Source organism: Streptomyces rectiviolaceus (assembly GCF_039533825.1).
In the GTDB taxonomy this organism is placed as follows: domain Bacteria; phylum Actinomycetota; class Actinomycetes; order Streptomycetales; family Streptomycetaceae; genus Streptomyces; species Streptomyces rectiviolaceus.
Map to the genome: position 1 here is coordinate 89,680 of NZ_BAAAUG010000123.1, position 20,933 is coordinate 110,612.

Below are 20,933 nucleotides of genomic sequence, written 5' to 3' on the forward strand. Positions count from 1 at the left end.
GCATGTGGCAGACACAGTGGTACCCGGAAACCTCCGAGGACAAGAGGCACAACCAGGGTTGCGTTCCGTGCAACGCCGGACCGCTCCGCTCAGGCGAGTGGGGCGCGCCCCGTAGGACTGGCGGTGACCGCTGTTCCCGTGGTCCTCCTGCTCCGCCTGACCCAGGACTCGGTGCGGGAGGCGAGGGCGGTGAGCAGCAGGTTCAGTGCGATGAAGAGCAGGGCGACGACGGTGAAGGAGGCAATGGTGTTGGCGCCGTAGTTCGCGGAGATCAGGCGGACCTGGTGGAGCAGTTCGTCGAACGCCAGCATCTCGCCGCCGAGCGCGGTGTCCTTGACGATCACCACGAGCTGGGTGGTGAGGGCGGGCAGCATCGCGGTGACCGCCTGGGGCAGCAGTATGGACGCCATGAGCTGTCCCTTGCGCATGCCGATGGCGCGCGCGGCGTCGCTTTGACCACGGGGCAGGGCAAGGATCCCGGCCCGCACGATCTCGGCGAGCACGGCCGCGTTGAAGACGACGAGGCCGGTCACGACCGCGTACAGCGGGCGCGCTTCGGGGGTGACGTCGCTGAACCGTGCGTACACCTCGTTCGCCAGGAGCATCAGCATCAGCACGGGGACGGCGCGGCAGCAGTCGATCAGCGTGCCGACGGAGCGGCGGAGCAACGCGTGGTCGGAGAGCCGCGCGATGCCGAGCAGGGCGCCCAGGGGCAGGGCAAGCACCAGCGCGACGGCGGCGGCCTGGACGGTGTGGAGCAGGCCCGGCAGCAGGAACTCGGTCCACACCCGGGGGTCTTCGACGAAGGGGGTCCACTTCTCGGCGGCCAGTTGGTTCTTGTCGGCGAGCTGCTTCAGCGTCCACCAGGCCGCGGCGGCGACCATCAGGAGGAAGAGCAGGGAGTACAGAAGATTGCGGCGTCTGGCACGAGGGCCGGGGGAGTCGTACAGGACGGAGAGTGCCTTCATCGCCGGACCGCCACCCTGGTGCTGATCCAGCCGAGCAGGAGCCCGGTGGGCAGGGTGATGCAGACGAATCCGAAGGCGAAGACCGCGAAGACGGCGAAGACGGCGTGGCTTTCGTTCTCCAACATTTCCTTCATCAGCAGGGCGGCCTCGCCGACCCCGATGGCGGCGGCCGTCGTCGTGTTCTTGGTCAGTGACATCAGCACGGTGGCCAGCGGGTTCACCACGGCACGGAAGGCCTGGGGAAGCACGACGTGGCGCAGCACCTGGGGGAAGGTCAGGCCCAGCGAGCGGGCGGCCTCGGCCTCGCCGACCGGCACGCTGTTGATGCCGGAGCGCAGTGATTCGCAGACGAAGGTGGCGGTGTAGGCGGCAAGGCCGAGGACCGCGAGGCGGAACCCGGTCTCCTTCGCCGTGCCGCCGCCGAGCGTCGCGCCCATGGTCTGGTGCAGGGCGAGCGAGGTGGCGACGATGATGACGGTCAGGGGAGTGTTGCGTACGACGTGGACGTACAGGGCGGCGAAGGCCCGCAGCAGCGGCACCGGACTGACGCGCAGACCGGCGAGGAGCGTGCCCCAGGTCAGTGCGCCGGCCGCTGCGTACAGCGCCAGTTGGACGGTCACCCAGAACGCGCCGAACAGGTCGTAGCGCTGCGCGTCGAGGAAGTCGGGCAGCAGCGCGGCGGTATCGGGCACCGGAGTGGCGGACGGGAAGGTGGCGGACGGGAAGGTGGCGGACGGGAGGGTGGCGGGCGGTGCCCCGGGCGGGAGGTGGCCGGCCATGGGTCCCTCAGCCGGTCTCGGTGATCTTCGGTGCGTGTTCGTGGTCGAAGTGCGCCGGACCGAAGTGCTTGCGCACCGCTCGGTCCCAGGACTTGTCGGAGACCATCTTCCGCAGTGCCTTGTTGACCTTGTCCCGAAGTTTGGTGTCGGACTTGGCCACGCCGATGCCGTAGCGCTCGTCGCTGAGCTCCAGGCCGACGAGCTTGAACTTGCCGCGGTGCGCGCGTTGCGCGGCGAATCCGGCCAGGATCGCGTCGTCGTTGGTCAGCGCGTCGACGACCTTGTTCTCCAGGCCGGTCAGGCATTCCGTGGGTGAACTGAACTCCTGGAGGTCGGCCTCGGGAGCGAGCTTGTCCTTCACGTTCTGCGCGGACGTGGACCCGGTGACCGAGCAGAGCTTTCTGGAGTTCAGGTCCTTGGGTCCCTTGACGGATGTGTCGCCGGCGCGGACCAGCAGATCCTGGTGGGCGAGGAAGTACGGCCCGGCGAAGGAGACCTTCCGCTTGCGCTGTTCGGTGATCGAGTAGCTCGCGACCACCAGGTCCACATCGCCGCGTACCAGCAGATTCTCGCGCTCGGCCGGAACGGTCGCCTTCCAGGTGATCCGGTCCTTCGGTACGCCCAACTGCTCGGCGACATAAGTCGCGACGTCGATGTCCAGACCTCGGTACACGCCGTCGGGCCCCCGCAGCCCGATGCCCGGAAGGTCATCCCGGACAGCGATGGTCAGCCGGTCCCCGCCCCCACCGCTGTCCGACCCTCCGCACCCGGCAGCGCCGGCCAGGACCAGGGCGACCAAGGCCGCCGCGGTCTGCCTGCAACGCCTCATCCGGTCTTTCCCCTCGCCGCGCCCGCCTGCTCGCCGAGCTCGATCGGAAACCCCGCCGATCAGCCAACGTCCCACACGCGTTCTGCGGCCACAACGACGCGATCCGGACATCTGCCTCGGGGGGAACGGTGAGCCCGGCGGCGGGCGGAGCGGCGCACACCGCGCATGAAATACGGAGAGTAACTAAGGTCAACTTGCCATGAATACGCGCCGCATGGTGGCCGGAGCTGTCACTCGGAGGTATGAACTGGCCCTGAGCGGGCAAGATGTAGATGCCATTCGCGGTGCCGCCCCAGACCCCGGCGGCGTCGGGCGCCGGCTTCAGGGCCGCGCCGCTCGCGTTGTCGTAACTCTTCGTATGCGGGGTGTAGTGAATTGGGGGGTGGACCATGGGCACGCCCGACCCGGGCTTTGGGCTGCACCACCGTGTGGTGGACGGATCGGTCATTCTGACGTTCCGCGGCGAACTGGACGCCTGGGCAGATCAGGAACTCGCGCCGCGCCTAGCGGAGTTACTGGACCGGCCAGGCGCTGACGTGGTGGTGGACCTGCGGCAGGTCACGTTCCTGGACGCCGGTGGCCTGCGGCTGCTGGTGCGCGTCAAAGGCCTGGCCGCCGCGAGGCAGTGCTCCCTGCGACTGGTGCGCTGCAGTCCGCGCGTCTGGCGGGTGCTGCGCATCACTCGGCTCGACCGCAGCTTCACCGTCCTGGACGACATGCCCGCCGCCCTGGACACGCCCGAGGACTGCGAGGGAAACCTGAACAGGCCGGCCTAGAAAGGGCCCTGGCCCCCACTGGGGCGCGATGGCCGGTTCTGGCTCGGCGCGACGGAAGTTGACCACTGAGAGCCACTGCTCGGATACGGTGTGCGAGCTGATTTCGTTTCCCGTGGATACGCGAGGAGTCGCCGAGTGGACCGCAGTTCTGTGATCCGGATCCGTACTGTTCTGGCCGCGCTTGGCGTGGCCACCGCAATGGCGGCCGCGCCCACCGCCACCGCGGTGGCGGACCAGAAGCCGACAGCGTCGTCGGGCGGTTCGTCATCGTCCTCGGCACCGCACGAGCCCTGCACCGGGGAGTACCACAAGGATGCCCGCCTCGGCCCGAAGTGGCTCCCCAGGAAGTGGCAGGAGCCGGTCGGCCCGCTGCTCAAGGGATGGAAGCGCACGGGCGGCCTCGCGCCGTCGTCCTTCCTGAAGAAGTACTGGGAGGGCCCCGCCGATTCGGGCGGCTGGAAGTACCCGCCGAACGACGGCTTCGAGACCGTCAACGGCCAGATCGACAAGCACCCCGAGGAGCTGGATGAGGGTGATCTCCTCGACCGCTTCGGATCGGAGTACGGCTCCTACCTGGCCCCCGCGGGCGACTCGTACGCCGAGCGCGCGCTGCCTCCACAGAACCTCAACACCCGTGACGCGGCGGTCGCCTGCGACTACCGCGTCTACGAGGTGAGCAAGTCGTTCACCGTCTGGCAGGGCGGCATCGCCCCCTGGTTCGCGCAGCCCGGTGGCGGCCAGCAGATCAAGCTCGACCCGGTGTTCCTTGACCCGGGTGAGGGCCAGCGCCTGAACGTGAAGTGGCTGCTCGAGCACGGCTACCTCGAGCCTGCGAACGACTAGCGCGCCGATGGACGTCCGTGGACTGCCCGCAGCCCTGCGCGAAGCCGGTGTCGCCGACGGCTACTACTGGATCGAGGGCGTCCACGAACCGGCCCCCACGCCCCCCGACTTCGTCTACCTGCGGAGAACCGAGGACGGCGAGGCGTGGGAGACCGGAACGTACGAACGCGGGACACACCACCCCCTCGCCCGGCACACGGACGAGGGGGAGGCCTGCGCGCAGCTGCTGCGCCTACTGCGGTGAGACGGCGAGGGGCTCGTGCTCACAGGCGTCGTCGATGCCGTACGTGTCCCATTCGGGGAACGGGTCGTCCGCCGGAAGACTCTCGCCCTCGGCCATGAGACACCCGGTGAGCGCGGCCCGCAGCGCGTCGGCGCGCAACTCGGTCCCGATGAAGACCAGTTCCTGCCCCAGGTGGTCCCCCGAGTCACGGGCGGCGGACGGTTCGAAGCGCGCCACGGACCCCGCCTGTGACCACAATCCGGTCACGTTCGGGCGGCTGGCGAGCCAGAAGAAGCCCTTGGACCGCAGCACGTCCCCGAAGGTCCCGCTGTCCAGGCCCTTCGTGACGAAGTTCCACAACCGGCCCGGATGGAAGGGCAGTTCGGACCGGAACACGGTGCTGGAGATCCCGTACTCCTCGGTCTCCGGCACATGGTCACCGTTCAGCTCCCGCACCCACCCCGGGGCCTGCTGCGCCCGCTCCAGGTCGAACAGGCCGGTACCGATGACCTGTCGGGGGTCGACGCGGCCGTGGGTCGTGGTCACGACGCGGGCGAGCGGATTGAGGCGGGAGAGGGTGGCGGTGAGCCGCTCGGCGCTCTCCGCGTCCACGAGGTCGAGCTTGTTCAGGACGATGACGTCGGCGAACTCGATCTGGTCCATCAGCAGATCGCTGACGGTGCGCTCGTCCTGCTCGTACTGATCGAGGCCACGCTCGGCCAGACCGTCGCCGCCCGTCAGTTCCGGCAGGAAGTTCGCGGCGTCGACCACCGTCACCATGGTGTCGAGCCGGGCCAGATCGTCGAGCGTGGCGCCGTCGTCGCGCGGGAACTGGAAGGTGGCCGCGACCGGCATCGGCTCGGAGATGCCGCTCGACTCGATGAGGAGATGGTCGAACCGGCCCGCTCGCGCGAGACGGCCGACCTCCTCCAGGAGATCGTCGCGCAGGGTGCAGCAGATGCACCCGTTGGTCATCTCCACGAGGCGTTCCTCGGTGCGCGAGAGGGCCGCCTCGCCGCCGCGCACGAGGGCGGCGTCGATGTTGATCTCGCTCATGTCGTTGACGATCACCGCGACGCGCAGGCCTTCGCGGTTGCCCAGGACATGGTTGAGCAGCGTCGTCTTGCCCGCACCGAGGAAGCCGGACAGGACGGTCACCGGCAGTCGCCCGGCCATGCCCGTCAGCCCTCGGGGCGCAGCAGGCCGCGCTCGTACGCCTTGGCCAGTCGCTGGGGCACCAGGTAGGCGGAGCCGTCGACGGTGACCGGCACGAGCTGCGGGGTGCTGGCCTTCCACTGGGCGCGGCGGTGGCGGGTGTTGCTGCGGGACATTTTCCGCTTGGGTACGGCCATGGTTTCGGTCCTTTCTCGGCGGTGCGACGCCGAGGCTATATGAAAATGGATCCCATTTCGAATTGGGTCCGTGTCGACAGTCCGCATCCCGTGGTTGACAGCCAGGACGCGCCCGCGACAGCATCCCGGCGATGGAGATCACCGACCTGACACCCGCGGAGCGCCGCGTCTGGCAGGCGTTCGCGGTCGGCGAGGGCGTCGACTTCCGCGAGAGCCCCGACGACGACCCGCGGGCCGGTGGGTCCTGGGGGCCCGAGCGGACGGTGCGTGCCGATGTGCTGCGGGCGCTGCTGCTCAACGGCCCGACGCGGGACGGCGAGATAGCGGGCGTGAAGCTGACGGGCGCGCGGATCACCGGGCGGCTCGACCTCATGTACGGGACGGTCGAGCACCCCCTGCGACTGCGGTCCTGCCACTTCGAGGAGACGCCGAACCTGTACGGTGCCCAGCTCCGCGCCCTGGTCCTGAGCGACTCGGTCCTGCCGGGCCTCACGGCGGGAACCCTCCGAATCGAGCTGGTCCTGCGGATCACCTGCTGCCGGATAACGGGCCCCGTGCGGCTCGCCGGCGCGCAGATCACCGGTGCCTTCTTCGTCAACGGGGCGGAGCTCGGCACCCCGCCCGCACCAGACGGGCAACCCGCGCCGGACGCACCGGACGCGCCGGACCCCGAAGCGGCGGCGGAAGCGGTGCTCCAGCTGAACCACGCGGTGATCGGCACCGACGTATGGGCCGTCGGCCTGGTGGCCCACGGCCAGGTCCGGCTGAACGGTGCCACGGTCGGAGGCCAGGTCAACCTCGACGACGCCGTGCTGAGCGCTCCCGGTGACGTGGCGCTGCACGCCGAGAATCTGTCCGTCGGCACCGATCTGCGGGCCAAGGGGCTGCGCGTCCACGGCACGCTCAACCTGAGCGGCGCCAGAATCCCGCGGCACGTCAATTTCGCCTACGCCCGCCTCTCCCACCCCGGCGGGTCGGCGCTGCGCGCCAGCAGCTGCGTCGTCGGCGAGCTGTGGCTGCGGGAAGCCGCTCCGATCCAGGGCACCGTGAATCTGCGCCGCTCCCAGCTTGACCTGCTGCACGTCCCTCCCGAGGTGTGGCCGGGTCAGGTCAAGCTCGACGGCCTGACTTACCAGAGGCTCGCCCCGCACCTGCCCGCGGAGCAGCGGCTTCCGCTGCTCGAACGCGATATGGGTGGCTATCTACCGCACAGCTACGAGCAGTTGGCCGCCGCGTACCGCACGGTGGGCGACGAGGCCGCCGCCCGCACCGTGCAGCTGGCCAAGCTCCGCCGCCACCGGCGCACCCTGCCGCCGTACGCCAGGATCTGGGGCCACCTCCAGGACGTGACGGTCGGCTACGGCTTCCGTCCGATGCGCGCCGCCGGATGGCTCTTTGTCCTGCTGCTCACCGGGGCGCTCGCCTTCGCCCTCCACCACCCGCGCCCGCTGAAGTCCGACGAGGCGCCCGACTTCAACCCTGCCTTCTACACCCTTGACCTGCTCCTCCCGATCATCGGCTTCGGGCAGGAGTCCGCCTTCGCGCCGGACGGCTGGTACCAGTGGCTCTCGTATCTGCTGGTCGCCACGGGCTGGGTGCTCGTCACCACGGTCGCGGCGGGCATCACCCGCTCGCTCAGCCGCCAGTGACGAACATCGCCGACCTGGACACAGGCGGGGAAATGATCGATATCCTCCAGCGGAAACGCTCAAACGAACACCCGACGGGTACGTGGCGAGGGGGTCGGCAGCATGCGGGAGCCGAGGGACGTCAGACGGCAGCGGATACTCGCGGTCGTGGAGTCGCGTGGTGAGGCGCGGCTGAGCGATCTCGCCGACGATCTCGAGGTCTCGGTGATCACCGTGCGCCGGGATGTCGAGGACCTCGCGCGCGAGGGCAGGTTGCGGCGAGGGCACGGGGTGGCGCGGTCGGTCGGGCCCGTGGAGCGGAGCCCCGCGCCTGCTGAACCGATGGCGACGGGTGGCGCGGTGGCGCTGATGGTGCCGGAGCGGCACACCTATCTGTACGAGACGATGCACGGGGCCCGGGGCGTCCTGAACGAGGCAGGGATGCGGGTCGCGCTGCACATCGCGCCGCAGGCGGAGGGCGCCGAACGGCCGCTGGTGGAGCGGGTGTTGGCCGAGGACGTGCGAGGGCTCCTCATCGCTCCGCGCTGGCGCACCGCGGCCGAGGAGGAGGCGGACTACGCCTGGCTCGCCGCGTCGGGCGTGCCCACGGTCCTGATGGAGCGGCGGCCGCGTGCGGGCAGCGCGCTGCACGCGATGGACTCGGTCTGCACCGACCACTGGTACGGCATCCATCTCGCCGTCGATCACCTCGTGAGGTTCGGCCACCGACGGATCGTCCTGGCCGCGCGCGACGACAGTCCGACGGCCCGCGCGCTGCGTGCGGCCTTCGCCGAGATCGCCGCGTCCAGGCCCGAGATCGAGGACTGGAGCGTGATGCTCAGCGCGGAAGGCGCCGGTCCCGGACGGGTGCGCGAACCACTTGACCTCGCGGCGCGGCTGCGCGAACGCGGGGCGACGGGCGCCGTGCTGCACGGCGACGTCGACGCGCTGATGCTCGTGCAACAGCTCATGGACCGTGGGGTGCGGGTGCCGCAGGACTGCTCGGTGGTGGCGTACGACGACGTGGTGGCCGCGCTCGGCAGCACTCCGCTGACCGCCGTGTCCCCGCCGAAGCACGAGGTGGGGCGGACGGCGGCCGGGCTTCTGCTGCGCAGGCTCGACGAGTTGGCGGGGCCGGGTGCGGGGACGACGCAGCGCGTGGAACTTCTGCCGGAGCTCAAGGTCCGCGGATCCGCGACACACGTCGGGATCGTTTGACCGCTTCAGTTTCTTTTGATCGGTCTATTGACCGGCACCGTTCACGCGATCAGGATTCCGGTGTCCCGAACAAGAGCCGCGGGAGGCACCCATGCCTGGTCGACGACCGAGCCGCCGGTCCCTGCTCGCCGTGACAGCCGCAGTTCCCGTCGCAGGTGCGCTCAGCGCCTGTTCGGGCAGCACGGGCGGCACGTCGAGCAGCAAGAGCGGCACCACGCGCATCACCTTCTGGTCCGCACTGCGCGGAAGCCAGGAAGTGGTCGACGCGTTCAACAAGACCCACGACCGCATCCAGGTCGAGTTCCAGCAGATCCCGTCCGGCGCCATGGGCGGATACGCCAAGCTCAGCAACGCCGCCCGGGCCGGGAACGCCCCGGACGTCGCCACGATCGAATACCCCCAGGTCCCGGGCTTCGCCATTGACGGCGTCGCCCGTGACATCACCTCACTCGTCAGCGACCGGCTGCGCGCCAAGCTGCTGCCGCAGGCTCTTGGCCTCACCACCTTCGAGAAGCGGGTCTTCACCGTCCCGCTCGACGTCGAGCCGATGGTCCTGCACTACCGCGCCGACCTGTTCGACGAGTACGGCATCGAAGTCCCGCGCACCTGGGACGAGTTCACCGAGGCCGCCCGCACCGTCCGGGACAAGGCGCGCGACCGGCGTATCGCGCTCTTCCCCACGGACGGCGGCACCCAGTTCGCCGCATGGGCGTGGCAGGCGGGCGCCCAGTGGTTCGACACCCGCGACGGCGCCTGGAACGTCTCGCTCACGGACCGCCCGACCCGCGAGGTCGCCGCGTACTGGCAGCGGCTCATCGACGAGGACCTGCTCTTCGTCAACGCATCCGAGAGCAGGCACTACGACTCCCAGCTCGGCGAGGGTTTGGTCCTGGCCCGGCTCAGCGGCGCCTGGGACGCGGGCGCGCAGATGAACGCGAGGCCGGGCCAGAAGGGCCAGTGGGCCATCGCCCCGCTCCCGCAGTGGGACCCCGACAACCCCGTCGTCGGCACCCACGGCGGCTCCACCTTCGCCGTCACCAAGGACAGCCGGCGCCCCGAAGCGGCCATGGAGTTCATCGAGTGGCAGGTATCGCACCCCGACGCCTTGCGCGCCCGCCTCTCCAGCGGCACCAGCAGTCAGTACCCGGCCGTCCCGGACCTGGTCCCCGTGGGCCGCAAGGCCTTCGACCGCACCTACTACTCGGGCCAGGACATCTACCGCCTCTTCGAGGAACAGGCCGAGGCGATCCGCGACGGCTGGGTCTGGGGCCCGCGGATGACCGCCACCCAGAAGGTCATGCAGGACGGCTTCGCCCGCGCAGGCGGCGGCAAGGGCTCGCTGCTCGACGCCGTGCGCGCCGCGCACGACGGAACCATGCCGGACCTCAGGGCCCTTGGCCTCTCCACCTCCGAACACAGCACATGACCGGCCCGAGCGCCCCCGCGCGGCAGAAACCCCCGAACGCCGACGAGCACCAGCAGAAAGGCAGGTGACCCCCATGACCACGACCGCGCCCCCGGCCCGCGCCACCCGCACCGACGACGCGCCCGTCCCCGCCCGCCGCGCCCGCACGCGTGCGCGGCGCCGTGAACACATGGCGTGCGGCGTCCTGATGACCCCCTTCCTGATCCTGTTGGTGACGGTCTTCCTGATACCCGTCGGCACCGCCGTCTGGCTGAGCTTCTTCAGCGACGACCAGCCCGGCCTCGGCTTCGGCCCGGAGGAGACGGTCTTCGTCGGCCTGCGCAGCTACACGGCCGTCCTCACCGACCCGACGTTCCTCGGCAGCCTCGGCACGGTCGCCCTCTACTGCCTGATCTACATCCCGCTGATGGTGATCGGGGCTCTCGCCCTGGCCCTGCTGCTCGACTCGGGCGTCGTACGGCTGCGCGCCTGGGCCCAGTTGGGACTCTTCCTGCCGCACGCGGTGCCGGGCATCATCGCTGCCCTCATCTGGCTCTACCTCTACACGCCGGGGCTCAGCCCGGTCGTCGACGTGCTCTCCAAGGGCGACATCCACATCGACTTTCTCGGCGTGAACACCGTGCTCCCGTCGATCGTGAACATCGCCCTGTGGAGCAACCTCGGCTACAACATGGTGATCTTCTACGCCGCCCTGCAGGCCGTGCCCCGAGAAGTGATCGAGGCCGCCGTGGTCGACGGCGCGGGACCCGTACGCACCGCACTCCAGGTCAAGGCGCCCCTGGTGCGCTCCTCGATCGTCATGGTCGCCATGTTCACCCTGATCTGGGCGATGCAGCTGTTCACCGAACCCGTGCTGCTCAGCCAGTCGTCCCCGATGATCAACTCGCGCTTCTCGCCCAGCATGTACATCTACGACGCGGCCTTCACCCGCAACAACTACGGCCTGGCCGCCGCCGCTTCGGTGATCCTGCTCCTGTGCACGGTCGCCCTCTCCTACGGCGTCACGCGCTGGACCAACCGCTCCCAGAAGGAGGCCGCACGATGAGCGCCGACACCGTCACCGCGCACCGCCCCCGCCTCCTGGGCCGCACCGTCGTGAACACCGTGGTCGGGATCGCGGTGCTCTACACCCTGCTGCCCGTCCTGTGGCTGGTGCTCGCCGCCTCCAAGAGCCGGGACGCGCTGTTCAGCAGCAACTTCTTCTCGCTGTCCGACTTCTCCTTCCTGCAGAACCTGCGTGACCTGTTCGCGATGGACGGCGGCCTCTACGGCCGCTGGTACACCAACAGCCTGCTCTACGCCGTCCTGGGCGCCGCGATCAGCGCACTGGTGAGCGTCGCCTGCGGCTACGCCTTCGACAAGTACCGCTTCCGGCACAAGGAGAAGGTCTTCGGCCTGGTGCTCGCGGCGGTGATGGTGCCGCAGACGGTGCTCGCGCTTCCGCTGTATCTGATGGCATCGGCCACGGGCGTCGTCGACACCTTCTGGGCGGTGTTCATCCCGGTCCTGTTCAACCCGTTCGGCGTATATCTGGGGCGGATCTTCAGTCAGGGGTACGTGCCCGACGAGGTGCTCGAAGCGGCCCGGGTGGACGGCGCGGGGGAGCTCACCACCTATGTGCGCGTCTCCCTGCGGATGCTGGGCCCCGGCCTGGTGACGGTCTTCCTCTTCCAGCTCACCGCCATCTGGAACAACTTCTTCCTGCCGATGGTGATGCTCTCGGACGAGAAGCTGTACCCGGTCAGCCTCGGCCTCTACACCTGGAACAGTTCGGCCACCGTCTCACCCGAGTACTACCCCGTGGTCATCATCGGTTCGCTCCTCGCGGTGCTGCCGCTGATCCTTGCCTTCATTCTGCTGCAGCGCTTCTGGAAGTCGGGTCTGACCGCGGGCTCGGTCAAGTGAGGCATGTGAACACGGTCAAGTGAGCCATGTGAAAGGGAAACTGTTGAAGAACGGCAGCCACCGTCCGCGTACCGCGCTCGCCATGGCCCCGGACGCGGCGACGGCCGTGCTCGGCCCCGACGCCCTGGCCGCACTCGGCCGGGTCTGCGATCTCGTGCCGGACACTGTCCTGGACGACTTCACCACGGAGCGGGCACGCTCCGTGCTCCGGGACGTGGAGGTCCTGGTCACCGGCTGGGGCTGCCCGCCCCTCGACGCCGCCGTGCTCGCGGCGGCGCCCCGGCTGCGGGCCGTCGTCCACACCGCGGGGTCGGTACGCGGCCACATCACCCAGGAGTGCTGGGCGCGCGGCATCGAGGTGTCGTCGGCCGCCGCGGCCAACGCGCTGCCCGTCGCGGAGTACACCGTCGCCATGATCCTGCTCACCGGCAAGCACGTCATGGAGCGGGCACGGGAGTTCAAGGCCACCCGGCGCCGCGACGACTGGCTCGGCCTCTCGCACGGCGTGGGCAACTACGGCCGTACAGTCGGCATCGTCTCCGCCTCGATGATCGGCCGCCGTGTCATCGAACTCCTTCGCCCCTACGACCTCCAGGTCCTGCTGCACGACCCGTACGTCTCCGACGAGGAGGCACGCGAGCTGGGCGTACGGCCGGTCGGGATCGGGGAGTTGTTCGCGAGCAGCGATGTCGTCAGCGTCCACACGCCGCTGCTGCCCGCCACCCGCGGCCTTGTCGGCCGTGAACTGATCGCCGCCATGCGCCACGAGGCGGTGCTCATCAACACGGCCCGCGGCGCGGTGCTCGACCAGGACGCCCTCACCGAAGCCGCGCTTGCCGGGCGCGTCCGTGCCGTCCTCGACGTCACCGACCCCGAAGTCCTGCCCCCCGACCACCCGTTGTGGGAGTGCGACAACGTCATCATCACCCCCCATCTGGCCGGTTCGCAGGGCAACGAGTGGGGGCGCCTCGCCGATCTCGCCGTCGCCGAGCTCGGCCGCTGGGCCGCGGGCGACGGTTTCGCCCATGCCGTACGACGCGAAAGGCTGGCCTACCTCGCATGAGCATCCCCGGACTGCCCGGACTGCCCGAAGAAAACCGGGAGTTGAGCCCTCACACCGGCTACACGCGCGAGCACTGGGAGGCCGCGGCCGACGGTCTCCTGGGTGCCGCCTGGCAGTGGGCGACGCCGCGCGGAGCCCTGCTCGACCTGCCGGGGCGGCCCTCCGCCTCCGGCGTACGGTCGGACGGCCTGGAGGGATACGCCCGCACCCTGCTCGCCGCCGCGTTCCGGGTGGCGGGCGCCGATGGCAAGGACCCGCACGGCTGGCTCGACCGGTACGCGGAAGGACTCGCGGCCGGTACCCGCACGCCGGGCCGCGACGACGCCGAGTCCTGGCCGGTGATCCTGGACCACAACATCCAGGGCCAGCCGATGGTCGAGTCGGCGTCCGTCGCCCTCGGCCTGCGGCTGACCCGCCCCTGGCTGTGGGACCGGCTCGACACCGACGTACAGGACCGGGCGGAAGAGTGGCTGCGCGGCGCGATACGCCATGTCCCCGCGCCCAATAACTGGTACCTCTTCCCCTACACCGTGGCCGGATTCCTGGAGTCGGTGGGCCGCGGCGACGCGGAGACGGCTCGGGCGCGCGAGCGGGCGCTCGGACTCCTGGAGACCTGGTACCGAGGCCAGGGCTGGTACGCCGACGGAGACGGCCGCGCCTTCGACCACTACAACGGCTGGGCCCTGCACCTGTACCCGACGCTCGACGCCCAACTGGGCGGCGACCAGGATCAGTTGGCCCGGCACGGCGCCCGCATGCACGAGCACCTGGAGAGCTTCGGGCTCCTGTTCGGCGGCGATGGTGCCCCGATCCACTTCGGCCGCTCCCTGACCTACCGCTTCGCCGCGGGAGCGTCCGTGGCCCTCGGCGCGCTCACCGGCCACACACCCCTCACCCCCGGCACCTCGCGCAGGCTCCTCAGCGGCTCGCTGCGCTACTTCCTCGACCACGGCTCCGTCGGCTCCGACGGCCTGCTCAGCCTCGGCTGGCACGGACCGCACGACGCGACCCTCCAGCCCTACTCGGGACCCGCGTCGCCGTACTGGGCATCGAAGGCGTTCGTCGGTCTCCTGGCACCGGCCACCCATCCCCTGTGGACCGCGACGGAGGAACCCGCCCCCAGCGAGCGCCGCGACCAGGTCCTCGCGCTGCCCGCCCCCGGCCTGCTGGTGCAGAGCACCCGCGCCGACGGGATCGTACGGCTGCACAACCACGGCAGCGACCACGCGCGCCCGCACGAGGCCGAGTCGGCGGCCCACGAGGACCCGCTCTACGCCCGCCAGGCCTACTCCACGAGAACCGGCCCCACGGCACGCGGCAACACCGCCGACAACCACATCGCCGTGGAGGTCGCCGGAGTACGCAGTGCCCGCAGCCGCATCCACCCGCTGGGCGCGGGTCAGGGCGAGGGCTGGGGCTGGGCCGCGTCCCGGCACACCCCGGCCTTCGTGAGCGGCCCGCCCATGGTGCCGGGGCTGCGCGTGGAGAGCGTCACCGTGGCCAAGGGCCGCCACGAACTGCGCGTGCACCGCGTCGTCGGCGCACCGCACGGCGCCCGCGTCACCCACACGGGCTGGGCGACAGGCCCCGATGAGACCTTGCTCTCCGCGCTCCATCCCTTGCACGGCTGGACCGGCCGGGACGAACCGCGCGCACCCCAGGGCACGGCCTTCACCCGGTGGGCCCGCGTGCCACGTCTCACGGCCGATGCGGAGGGCACGGCGGTGTACGTGGCTCTGGCCACGCTCACCGCGGCGCCGGAACGCGCGTCCTCGGCCGACACCGCCACCGTGGTGAGCGCGACGGCGGACACCGTCGAGGTGCGGTGGACGGACGACGGCTCCGTGACCCGGATCGCCTTCGCACCGCTGAAGGTGGAGCACGGCTGACTTGACCCTCACGTCGCGTCAGGCTGCACGCTGTACGCGACGAAAGGCGAGGTCCATGAGCTACACCGTCGGGCAGGTCTCCGGGTTCGCGGGGATCACCGTCCGTACCCTGCATCACTACGACCGGTCCGGGCTGCTCGTGCCGAGCGAGCGCAGCCCGGGCGGGTACCGCCTGTACGGCGAGGCCGATCTGGCCCGCCTGCAGCAGATCCTCTTCTACCGCGAACTGGGCTTCGCCCTGGAGGAGATCGCGGAGATCCTCGCGGACCCGCAGGCCGACGTGCTCGATCAGCTGCGGGCGCGGCACAAGGCGCTGGTGGAACAGATCGGCAAGCTGGGCCGTCTGGTGGAGGTCGCCGAGCGGGCCATGGAGGTGCAGCAGACCGGCGTGCGGCTCAGTCCGCAGGAGCGGTTCGAGGTGTTCGGCGAGATCACCTTCGACCTGAGCTACGCCACCGAGGCCGGGCTCAAGTGGGAGAACAGCGCGGGGCACAGAGAGGCGATGAGCCGCGCCGCGGCCCATTCCAAGGAGGACTGGGCCCGGCTCATGGGCGAGGCGGCAAACTGGCGGGCCGAACTCATCAAGGCGTTCGACGAGGGCGAACCCGCCGAGGGGAAGCGGGCCATGGCCCTCGCCGAGGAGCACCGGCAGCACATCACACGCTGGTTCACGCCCTGCACGCCCGCCATGCACCTGCGCATCGCCGACGACTTCGCCGAAGACCCCCGCGCCTTCGCCCTGGTCGTACCGCCTTCGGAGCAGCGGCCCGGCCTCGCCGCGTTCCTGTACGCGGCGGTGCGGGCCAACGCGGAAGAGGGCCGGAGCGAGGTGGAGAGCCGATGAGGATTCTGCTGACCGCCGCCGGATCGTACGGCGATGTCGCTCCGTACACCGGTCTCGGCGCCCGGCTGCGTGAAGCCGGCCACGACGTCGCACTCGCCACGCAGGAGTCCTTCGCGCCGCTCGTGCGGGGCGCCGGGCTCACCTTTCGCCCGCTGCCCGCGGAGACGAGCGCGGGCGGTGGTGGGGGAAAACGGCAGCTGATGCGCACGGCCGCCGCGTTCGTACGGGAGTTGGGGGCAGGGCTCGTCGACGCCGCGGAACCCGGCGCCGACGTGCTGCTGCTCTCGACGACCACGGCGCCGCTGGGCCGGCAACTGGCCGAGGCCATGGACGTACCGTCCCTTGGCGTATACCTGCAACCCACCCACCCGACAAAGGAGTTCGCGCCGGTGGTGACCGGCGGCAGGTCGCTCGGCGGTCCCGCCAACCGCGCACTCGGCCGCTTCTCCCTGCGGATGGCCGACCGTGTCTACGCCGACGCGGTCGCGGACCTGCGGGATCGCCTCTCACTGCCTCCGACCACCCCGGGTGCCGTCCGGCGGCGCACGGAAGAAGCCGGGTGGCCGGTCCTGCACGGATTCAGCACCGCCGTGGTGCCCCGGCCCGCGGACTGGCGCGACGGCCTCGACGTGGTGGGCAACTGGTGGCCGCACCACGACCCGGACATCCCGCTGCCCGCCCGCTTCGAGGACTTTCTGCGGGCCGGGCCGCCGCCCGTCTTCATCGGGTTCGGCAGCATGGCCGCGGGTGAGGGCGCGCGACTGGGCGAGCTGGCCGTCTCCGCCCTGCGGCGGGCCGGGCTGCGGGGAGTTCTGCAGGAGGGGAGGGCGGGGCTGATGGCGCACGGCGACGACATCCTCACCGTCGACGAGGTGCCGCACGCGCTCCTCTTCCCGCGGATGGCCGCCGTGGTCCATCACGCGGGCGCCGGAACCACGGCGGCAGGGCTGCGGGCCGGGGTGCCCGCGATCCCCGTGCCCGTCATGGCGGATCAGCCCTTCTGGGCCTCGCGGCTCGCCGGTCTCGGCGCGGCCACTGCGCCCATCCCGTTCAAGGAACTCACGGCGGAGTGCCTGGCCGAGCGGCTCAGGCGTGCGGTGCGCGAGACCACGTACAAGGAAGCCGCCCGTGCCGTCTCCCGCCGGATGGAGGCGGAGGACGGCGCCGGTCATGTCCTCAAGGCGGTCGAGCGGCTCGGCTAGTACACCGGCGTCGGCTGGTCCGCCGTCACCACCCCGCCCACCACCACGATTTCGGCCTTCGTCCCCGGGATGTCCTCAGGGCGTACGCGCAGAATGTCCCGGGACAGTACGACGAAGTCGGCGAGCTTGCCCACGGTCAGCGAACCCCGCTCGTCCTCAAGGAAGTTGGCGTGGGCGGAGCCCATCGTGTAGCCGTGGACGGCCGTCTCCACGTCGAGCGTCTCGCCGGGCTGCCAGGGTTCGCCGCCGTCGAGCGGGCGGCGCGTGAGTGCGGTGTAGATGCCGGCCATCGGGTCCATCTCGGCGACGTTCCAGTCGCTGGAGAGCGCGAGCACCGCCCCCGCCTCGTGCAGGCTCCGCATCGGCCAGGCCTTGTGCCACCGGTCGGCGCCGATGTTCTCGGCCCAGTCCTTGCCGGGGCCCGCGATCTCGGGGGCGCAGTGGCGCGGCTGCATGCAGGCGACGACGCCGAGTTCGGCGAAGCGCGGGGTGTCGGCGGGGTCAAGGCACTCGACGTGGACGACCTGATGGCGGGCGTCGCGCGGACCGTTGAGTGCGCGGGCGTGCTCGACGGCGTCCAGGACCGTGCGGATGCCCCGGTCGCCGGTGGCGTGCACGAAGCACTGGAAGCCGCGGGCGTCCAGCTTCGCGAGCAGCTCGGCGAACTCGTGCGCGGGGTAGAACGTGTCGCCCCGGTGCCGCCCGCACCCGGAGTAGGGCTCCAGGAGCGCGGCCGTGCGCGGCTCGACGACGTCGTCGATGTACAGCTTGAGCGGCCCGACCCGCAGCCGGTCGTCGGCGAACCGCCGTGCGGCGTCCGCGAAGTCGTCCAGGTCCGCGTCGGACGTGCCGCGCGGATGGAAGAGCGCGGCGACGACGCGCGAACGCAGCCGTCCTTCCGCGCGGGCTCGGGTGAACAGCTCCAGGTCGTCCAGGGAGTTCTGCGGTTCGACGACCGTGGTGATGCCGAAGCCGATCGCGTCGTCCAGGCTCTTGGCCAGGCGTCCGTACTGCCGGTCGGGCGACGCCCACGGCAGACCGAGCTCGCGCAGCGCCCGGTGCCCGTCGCGGGAGAGACCCTTGACCGCGAAATCCTTGATGAAGCCGGTGGGTTCGCCCGTCGCCGGGTCGGTCTCCGCGCGGCCGAACGGCAGCGACGTACGGTCGCGGTCGACGCCGAGGCGGCGCAGGGCGGCCGTGTTGAGCCAGGCGGTGTGGACGTCGTAGCTCAGGACGAAGGCAGGGGTGTCGCCGGTGACGGGGTCGAGGTCGGCGGCGTTCGGCATACGGCCGCCGGGGATCGCGGAGTAGTCGAACGCCTCGGCCTCGATCCAGTCCGCGCCCGGATTCTCGGCGCGCCAGGCGCGGATGCGGTCGTGGATCTCGCCGAGGGTGCGGGCCCCGGCGAGCTGCACGCAGGCGTCGTCGGAGCCGAGGCGCACGTGGTTGTGCGCGTCGATGAAGCCGGGCAGGACCAGGCGTCCGCGGCCGTCGACGACCCGAGTTCCCTCACCGGTCCAGGAGTCCGCTTCCGTGTCGGGTCCGAGCCATGCGATGCGCCCGTCAAGGACGGCGAGCGCCTCGGCCGAGGGGAGTTCCGGGTCGACGGTGTGGATGCGGGCGTTGCGCAGGACGAGATCCGCGGGCCTGGGGGTGGTGCTGGTCATGAGAGGTGAACTCCTGGGGCGGTACGGGTGGTTCGTGTCGTACGAGAGGTGCGTGAGAGGTGCGTGAGGGGTGTCTCATGTCGAGACCGGCAGGGGTGAGGAAACGCTGCGGCGGGCCAGCGCCCAGTACGTGAACGCGGCGACGACCGAGCCCAGCAAGGTGAGGTCACCGCCGCCGAGCGGTGCGACCAGTGGCCCTGTCCACAGCTCCGAGTCGCAGGTCAGCGCGGCGAAGGCCATTCCGGTGACGAGGGCCATCATCCCGGCGGGATGGAATCCGGCCCGGTACCAGTAGGCACCCTCGCGCCCGGTCGTGTGCAGGGCCCCGGTGTCGTACCGGCAGCGCCGCAGCAGCATGTCGGCGAGGAACACTCCGCCCCACGGCGCGAACACGATGATCAGGAGCGAGAGGAAGCTCAGCAGCGACTCGGTGAAGTCGGTCAGGAAGAGTGCACCGAGCGAGCCGAGCGCCGTCACGACGATGCTGATGACGATGGCCTTCGCACGGTTCCAGGGGATGCCGAGCACCTGGAGGTTGAGGCTGGAGGAGTAGAGCGTCAGGATCGAGTTGGTGACCGAACCGCCGAGCACGAGCAGCAGGAACACCGGCTGGAACCAGCCCGGGAGCAGCTTCTCCACCCCGGCGACCGCGTCCGTCATGTCGGCCTGCGTGGCGGCCGCGACCCCCGCGACGCCGAGCGCCACGGACGAGACGAGGCCGCCGAGCGCGCCGGTGACGGTGATCGAGCGCAGCGAGGTGTCGCGGGGGAGGTAGCGGGTGTAGTCGGCGGGCATCGGCAGGTACGAGAACGGCCCCGCGAGCATCACCACGAACGCGAGCGTCCAGCCGGAGAAGCCCGCCCCACCGCCCGGCGCCGCACCGAACTCGGCGTCGGGCAGCACGAAGACGAGCAGCACCCCGAAGCCGGCCGCGAGCACGTACGCCATCCAGCGCTCGGCGAGCTGCACGGTGGCGTGCCCCCACATGGCCACGGCGAAGGTCATCGCGAGGGTCACCGCCAGGGCCAAGGCGCGTGCCGCGTCCCCGCCGCCTGCCCAGCCGAGATCGGTGAAGAGGGCTTCCAGGGCGAGCGTGCCGACCACGGTGTTGACGATGGTGTAGCCGATGGAGACCACCCAGTTGAGCAGCCCGGCGGGGAAGTTCCCGAGGACACCGAAGGCGGCGCGCGAGATGACGAGAGTCGCGGTGCCGGTGCGGATGCCGCTCAGGCCCGCCGCGCTGATGGCGAAGAAGGAGAGCCCGCCGATCACGACCACGGTGGTGGCCTGCCAGAAGCTGAGGCCGAAGCTGACGGCGAGGGCGCCGTTGATGACGTAGGTGAAGGTGAGATTGGAGCCGAACCAGAGCCAGAACAGATCCTTGGCGCTGCCGTGCCGGTCCTCGTCGGGGATCGGGTCGATGCCGTGCGTCTCGACCCGGAACACCTCGTCGCTCGTGACGCCCGTGCCGATGCCGGTGACCGTCCCTGCCGCTGTCCCCGCGGTCGTCCCCGCGGTCGTCCCTGCGGTCGTCCCCGCGGTCGTCCCGGCGGAATCCGGGGCCTGTCGTGCCATGCGAGCACCTCACTCTCCGGCACTCAGACTTTGAATGCCGTTCTATTACCTAGAACGGCATTCAAAATGCGCCACCGGTCAGGGAGCCGTCAAGACCCTGCGGGAAATCAGCGGCGGACACCGGGGATAAGGTCGGCGGGTGGAGCAGGACGCGGGGACCGGAACGGGAGCAGGCGTGGCACGACGGCGGGACGGGCAGGTCGCGCGGGACCGGATGCTGGAGGAGGCGATGACGGCGATCGCCGAGAACGGCCTCGCCGCGCTCACCATGTCCGCGCTGGCCGAGCGCCTCGGCACCAGCGGCGGCCACATCCTGTACTACTTCGGCAGCAAGGACCGCCTGCTCCTGGAGGCGCTGAGCTGGAGCGAGGCCGCGCTCACCGAGGAGCGGCGCACCCTGCTCGCGGGCCGGTCGGCACCCGCCCGCAAGCTCGACCGGTTCCTGCGGATGTACCTGCCGAAGGGGCCGCGTGACCCCCGCTGGATGCTGTGGATCGAGCTGTGGGCGCGTGCCGGTGCGAACGCACCGCTCCGTGCGGCCCAGGACGACCTCGACCGCGGCTGGCAGGCGGATCTGGAGGCCCTGCTCACCCAGGGCGCTGCCCGGGAGGCCTTCGCGGTGGACGACGCCGCGGGCCGTGCCGGTGAACTCCTCGCACTCCTCGACGGGCTGAGCACCCTTGTCGTCCTCGGGCAGCTCGGCGAGGACCGCAGGGCGGAGGTCGCCTCGGCGCGCTCGGCGGCCG

20 protein-coding genes are annotated in these 20,933 nt (G+C 70.7%); 13 read left to right on the forward strand and 7 right to left on the reverse strand.

The window, feature by feature from the left end; all coding sequences use genetic code 11:
- Nucleotides 1-89: 89 nt before the first annotated feature.
- The 3 genes from ABD378_RS30445 to ABD378_RS30455 form a co-directional block, all read right to left on the reverse strand.
- Nucleotides 90-968: an ABC transporter permease subunit gene (locus ABD378_RS30445; RefSeq protein ID WP_344525986.1), complete on the reverse strand. Its 879-nt coding sequence runs from the start codon at nucleotides 966-968 to the stop codon at nucleotides 90-92.
- Nucleotides 965-1,639, reverse strand: a complete 675-nt coding sequence (locus tag ABD378_RS30450; protein WP_344526069.1) for an amino acid ABC transporter permease — start codon at nucleotides 1,637-1,639, stop codon at nucleotides 965-967. Before ABD378_RS30450 ends, ABD378_RS30445 begins: the two co-directional genes overlap by 4 nt.
- Nucleotides 1,640-1,754: 115 nt before the next feature.
- Nucleotides 1,755-2,576 (reverse strand): glutamate ABC transporter substrate-binding protein, encoded by an 822-nt coding sequence (locus ABD378_RS30455; RefSeq protein ID WP_344525988.1) that lies wholly within the window; start codon nucleotides 2,574-2,576, stop codon nucleotides 1,755-1,757.
- Nucleotides 2,577-2,965: 389 nt separating this feature from the next.
- Between ABD378_RS30455 and ABD378_RS30460 the strand changes: the two genes are divergently transcribed.
- The 3 genes from ABD378_RS30460 to ABD378_RS30470 all read left to right on the forward strand — a co-directional run bounded on the left by ABD378_RS30460 (nucleotide 2,966) and on the right by ABD378_RS30470 (nucleotide 4,439).
- Nucleotides 2,966-3,352 carry an STAS domain-containing protein gene (locus ABD378_RS30460; protein ID WP_344525990.1) on the forward strand — a complete coding sequence of 129 codons (387 nt, stop codon included), beginning with the start codon at nucleotides 2,966-2,968 and terminating at the stop codon, nucleotides 3,350-3,352.
- Nucleotides 3,353-3,550: 198 nt separating this feature from the next.
- The gene (locus ABD378_RS30465; RefSeq protein ID WP_386546903.1) at nucleotides 3,551-4,195 is read left to right on the forward strand and encodes a TNT domain-containing protein; all 645 of its coding nucleotides are present in this window, start codon (nucleotides 3,551-3,553) and stop codon (nucleotides 4,193-4,195) included.
- A 7-nt stretch (nucleotides 4,196-4,202) separates the two neighbouring features.
- Nucleotides 4,203-4,439, forward strand: a complete 237-nt coding sequence (locus ABD378_RS30470; protein ID WP_344525992.1) for a hypothetical protein — start codon at nucleotides 4,203-4,205, stop codon at nucleotides 4,437-4,439.
- On the opposite strand, the gene ABD378_RS30475 is transcribed toward ABD378_RS30470, so the two are convergent.
- Nucleotides 4,428-5,594 (reverse strand): GTP-binding protein, encoded by a 1,167-nt coding sequence (locus tag ABD378_RS30475; protein ID WP_344525994.1) that lies wholly within the window; start codon nucleotides 5,592-5,594, stop codon nucleotides 4,428-4,430. The two genes, ABD378_RS30470 and ABD378_RS30475, sit on opposite strands and share 12 nt — an antisense overlap.
- 5 nt (nucleotides 5,595-5,599) lie before the next feature.
- A complete protein-coding gene (gene rpmF / locus ABD378_RS30480; protein WP_135332135.1) occupies nucleotides 5,600-5,770 on the reverse strand; it encodes a 50S ribosomal protein L32 in 171 nt (56 codons plus the stop codon).
- A 131-nt stretch (nucleotides 5,771-5,901) separates the two neighbouring features.
- Between rpmF and ABD378_RS30485 the strand changes: the two genes are divergently transcribed.
- The 9 genes from ABD378_RS30485 (at nucleotide 5,902) to ABD378_RS30525 (ending at nucleotide 16,945) form a co-directional block, all read left to right on the forward strand.
- Nucleotides 5,902-7,419 carry a membrane-associated oxidoreductase gene (locus ABD378_RS30485; protein ID WP_344525997.1) on the forward strand — a complete coding sequence of 506 codons (1,518 nt, stop codon included), beginning with the start codon at nucleotides 5,902-5,904 and terminating at the stop codon, nucleotides 7,417-7,419.
- A gap of 102 nt (nucleotides 7,420-7,521) precedes the next feature.
- Nucleotides 7,522-8,616, forward strand: coding sequence for a substrate-binding domain-containing protein (locus ABD378_RS30490; protein ID WP_344525999.1), 1,095 nt, complete (start codon nucleotides 7,522-7,524; stop codon nucleotides 8,614-8,616).
- Nucleotides 8,617-8,707: 91 nt separating this feature from the next.
- Entirely contained in the window at nucleotides 8,708-10,042 is a 1,335-nt protein-coding gene (locus tag ABD378_RS30495; protein ID WP_344526001.1) for an ABC transporter substrate-binding protein, read from the forward strand.
- A 73-nt stretch (nucleotides 10,043-10,115) separates the two neighbouring features.
- Entirely contained in the window at nucleotides 10,116-11,087 is a 972-nt protein-coding gene (locus tag ABD378_RS30500; RefSeq protein WP_344526003.1) for a carbohydrate ABC transporter permease, read from the forward strand.
- On the forward strand, nucleotides 11,084-11,947 hold the full coding sequence (locus tag ABD378_RS30505; protein ID WP_344526005.1) for a carbohydrate ABC transporter permease: 864 nt from the start codon (nucleotides 11,084-11,086) through the stop codon (nucleotides 11,945-11,947). Before ABD378_RS30500 ends, ABD378_RS30505 begins: the two co-directional genes overlap by 4 nt.
- 82 nt (nucleotides 11,948-12,029) lie before the next feature.
- Complete coding sequence (locus ABD378_RS30510) at nucleotides 12,030-13,010, forward strand: hydroxyacid dehydrogenase (RefSeq protein WP_344526073.1); 981 nt, start codon at nucleotides 12,030-12,032, stop codon at nucleotides 13,008-13,010.
- Entirely contained in the window at nucleotides 13,007-14,899 is a 1,893-nt protein-coding gene (locus tag ABD378_RS30515) for a DUF2264 domain-containing protein (RefSeq protein WP_344526007.1), read from the forward strand. Before ABD378_RS30510 ends, ABD378_RS30515 begins: the two co-directional genes overlap by 4 nt.
- A 55-nt stretch (nucleotides 14,900-14,954) precedes the next feature.
- Entirely contained in the window at nucleotides 14,955-15,743 is a 789-nt protein-coding gene (locus ABD378_RS30520; RefSeq protein ID WP_344526009.1) for a MerR family transcriptional regulator, read from the forward strand.
- Entirely contained in the window at nucleotides 15,740-16,945 is a 1,206-nt protein-coding gene (locus ABD378_RS30525) for a glycosyltransferase (RefSeq protein WP_344526011.1), read from the forward strand. The genes ABD378_RS30520 and ABD378_RS30525 overlap by 4 nt, the downstream gene beginning before the upstream one ends.
- Here the strand turns inward: ABD378_RS30525 and ABD378_RS30530 are convergent.
- Both ABD378_RS30530 and ABD378_RS30535 read right to left on the reverse strand, forming a co-directional pair.
- On the reverse strand, nucleotides 16,942-18,612 hold the full coding sequence (locus ABD378_RS30530) for an amidohydrolase (protein WP_344526013.1): 1,671 nt from the start codon (nucleotides 18,610-18,612) through the stop codon (nucleotides 16,942-16,944). The two genes, ABD378_RS30525 and ABD378_RS30530, sit on opposite strands and share 4 nt — an antisense overlap.
- 75 nt (nucleotides 18,613-18,687) lie before the next feature.
- Nucleotides 18,688-20,187, reverse strand: a complete 1,500-nt coding sequence (locus tag ABD378_RS30535; protein WP_344526015.1) for a purine-cytosine permease family protein — start codon at nucleotides 20,185-20,187, stop codon at nucleotides 18,688-18,690.
- Between the two features lie 214 nt (nucleotides 20,188-20,401).
- Between ABD378_RS30535 and ABD378_RS30540 the strand changes: the two genes are divergently transcribed.
- A partial coding sequence (locus ABD378_RS30540) for a TetR/AcrR family transcriptional regulator (protein WP_344526075.1) occupies nucleotides 20,402-20,933 on the forward strand: 532 nt, incomplete at its 3' end.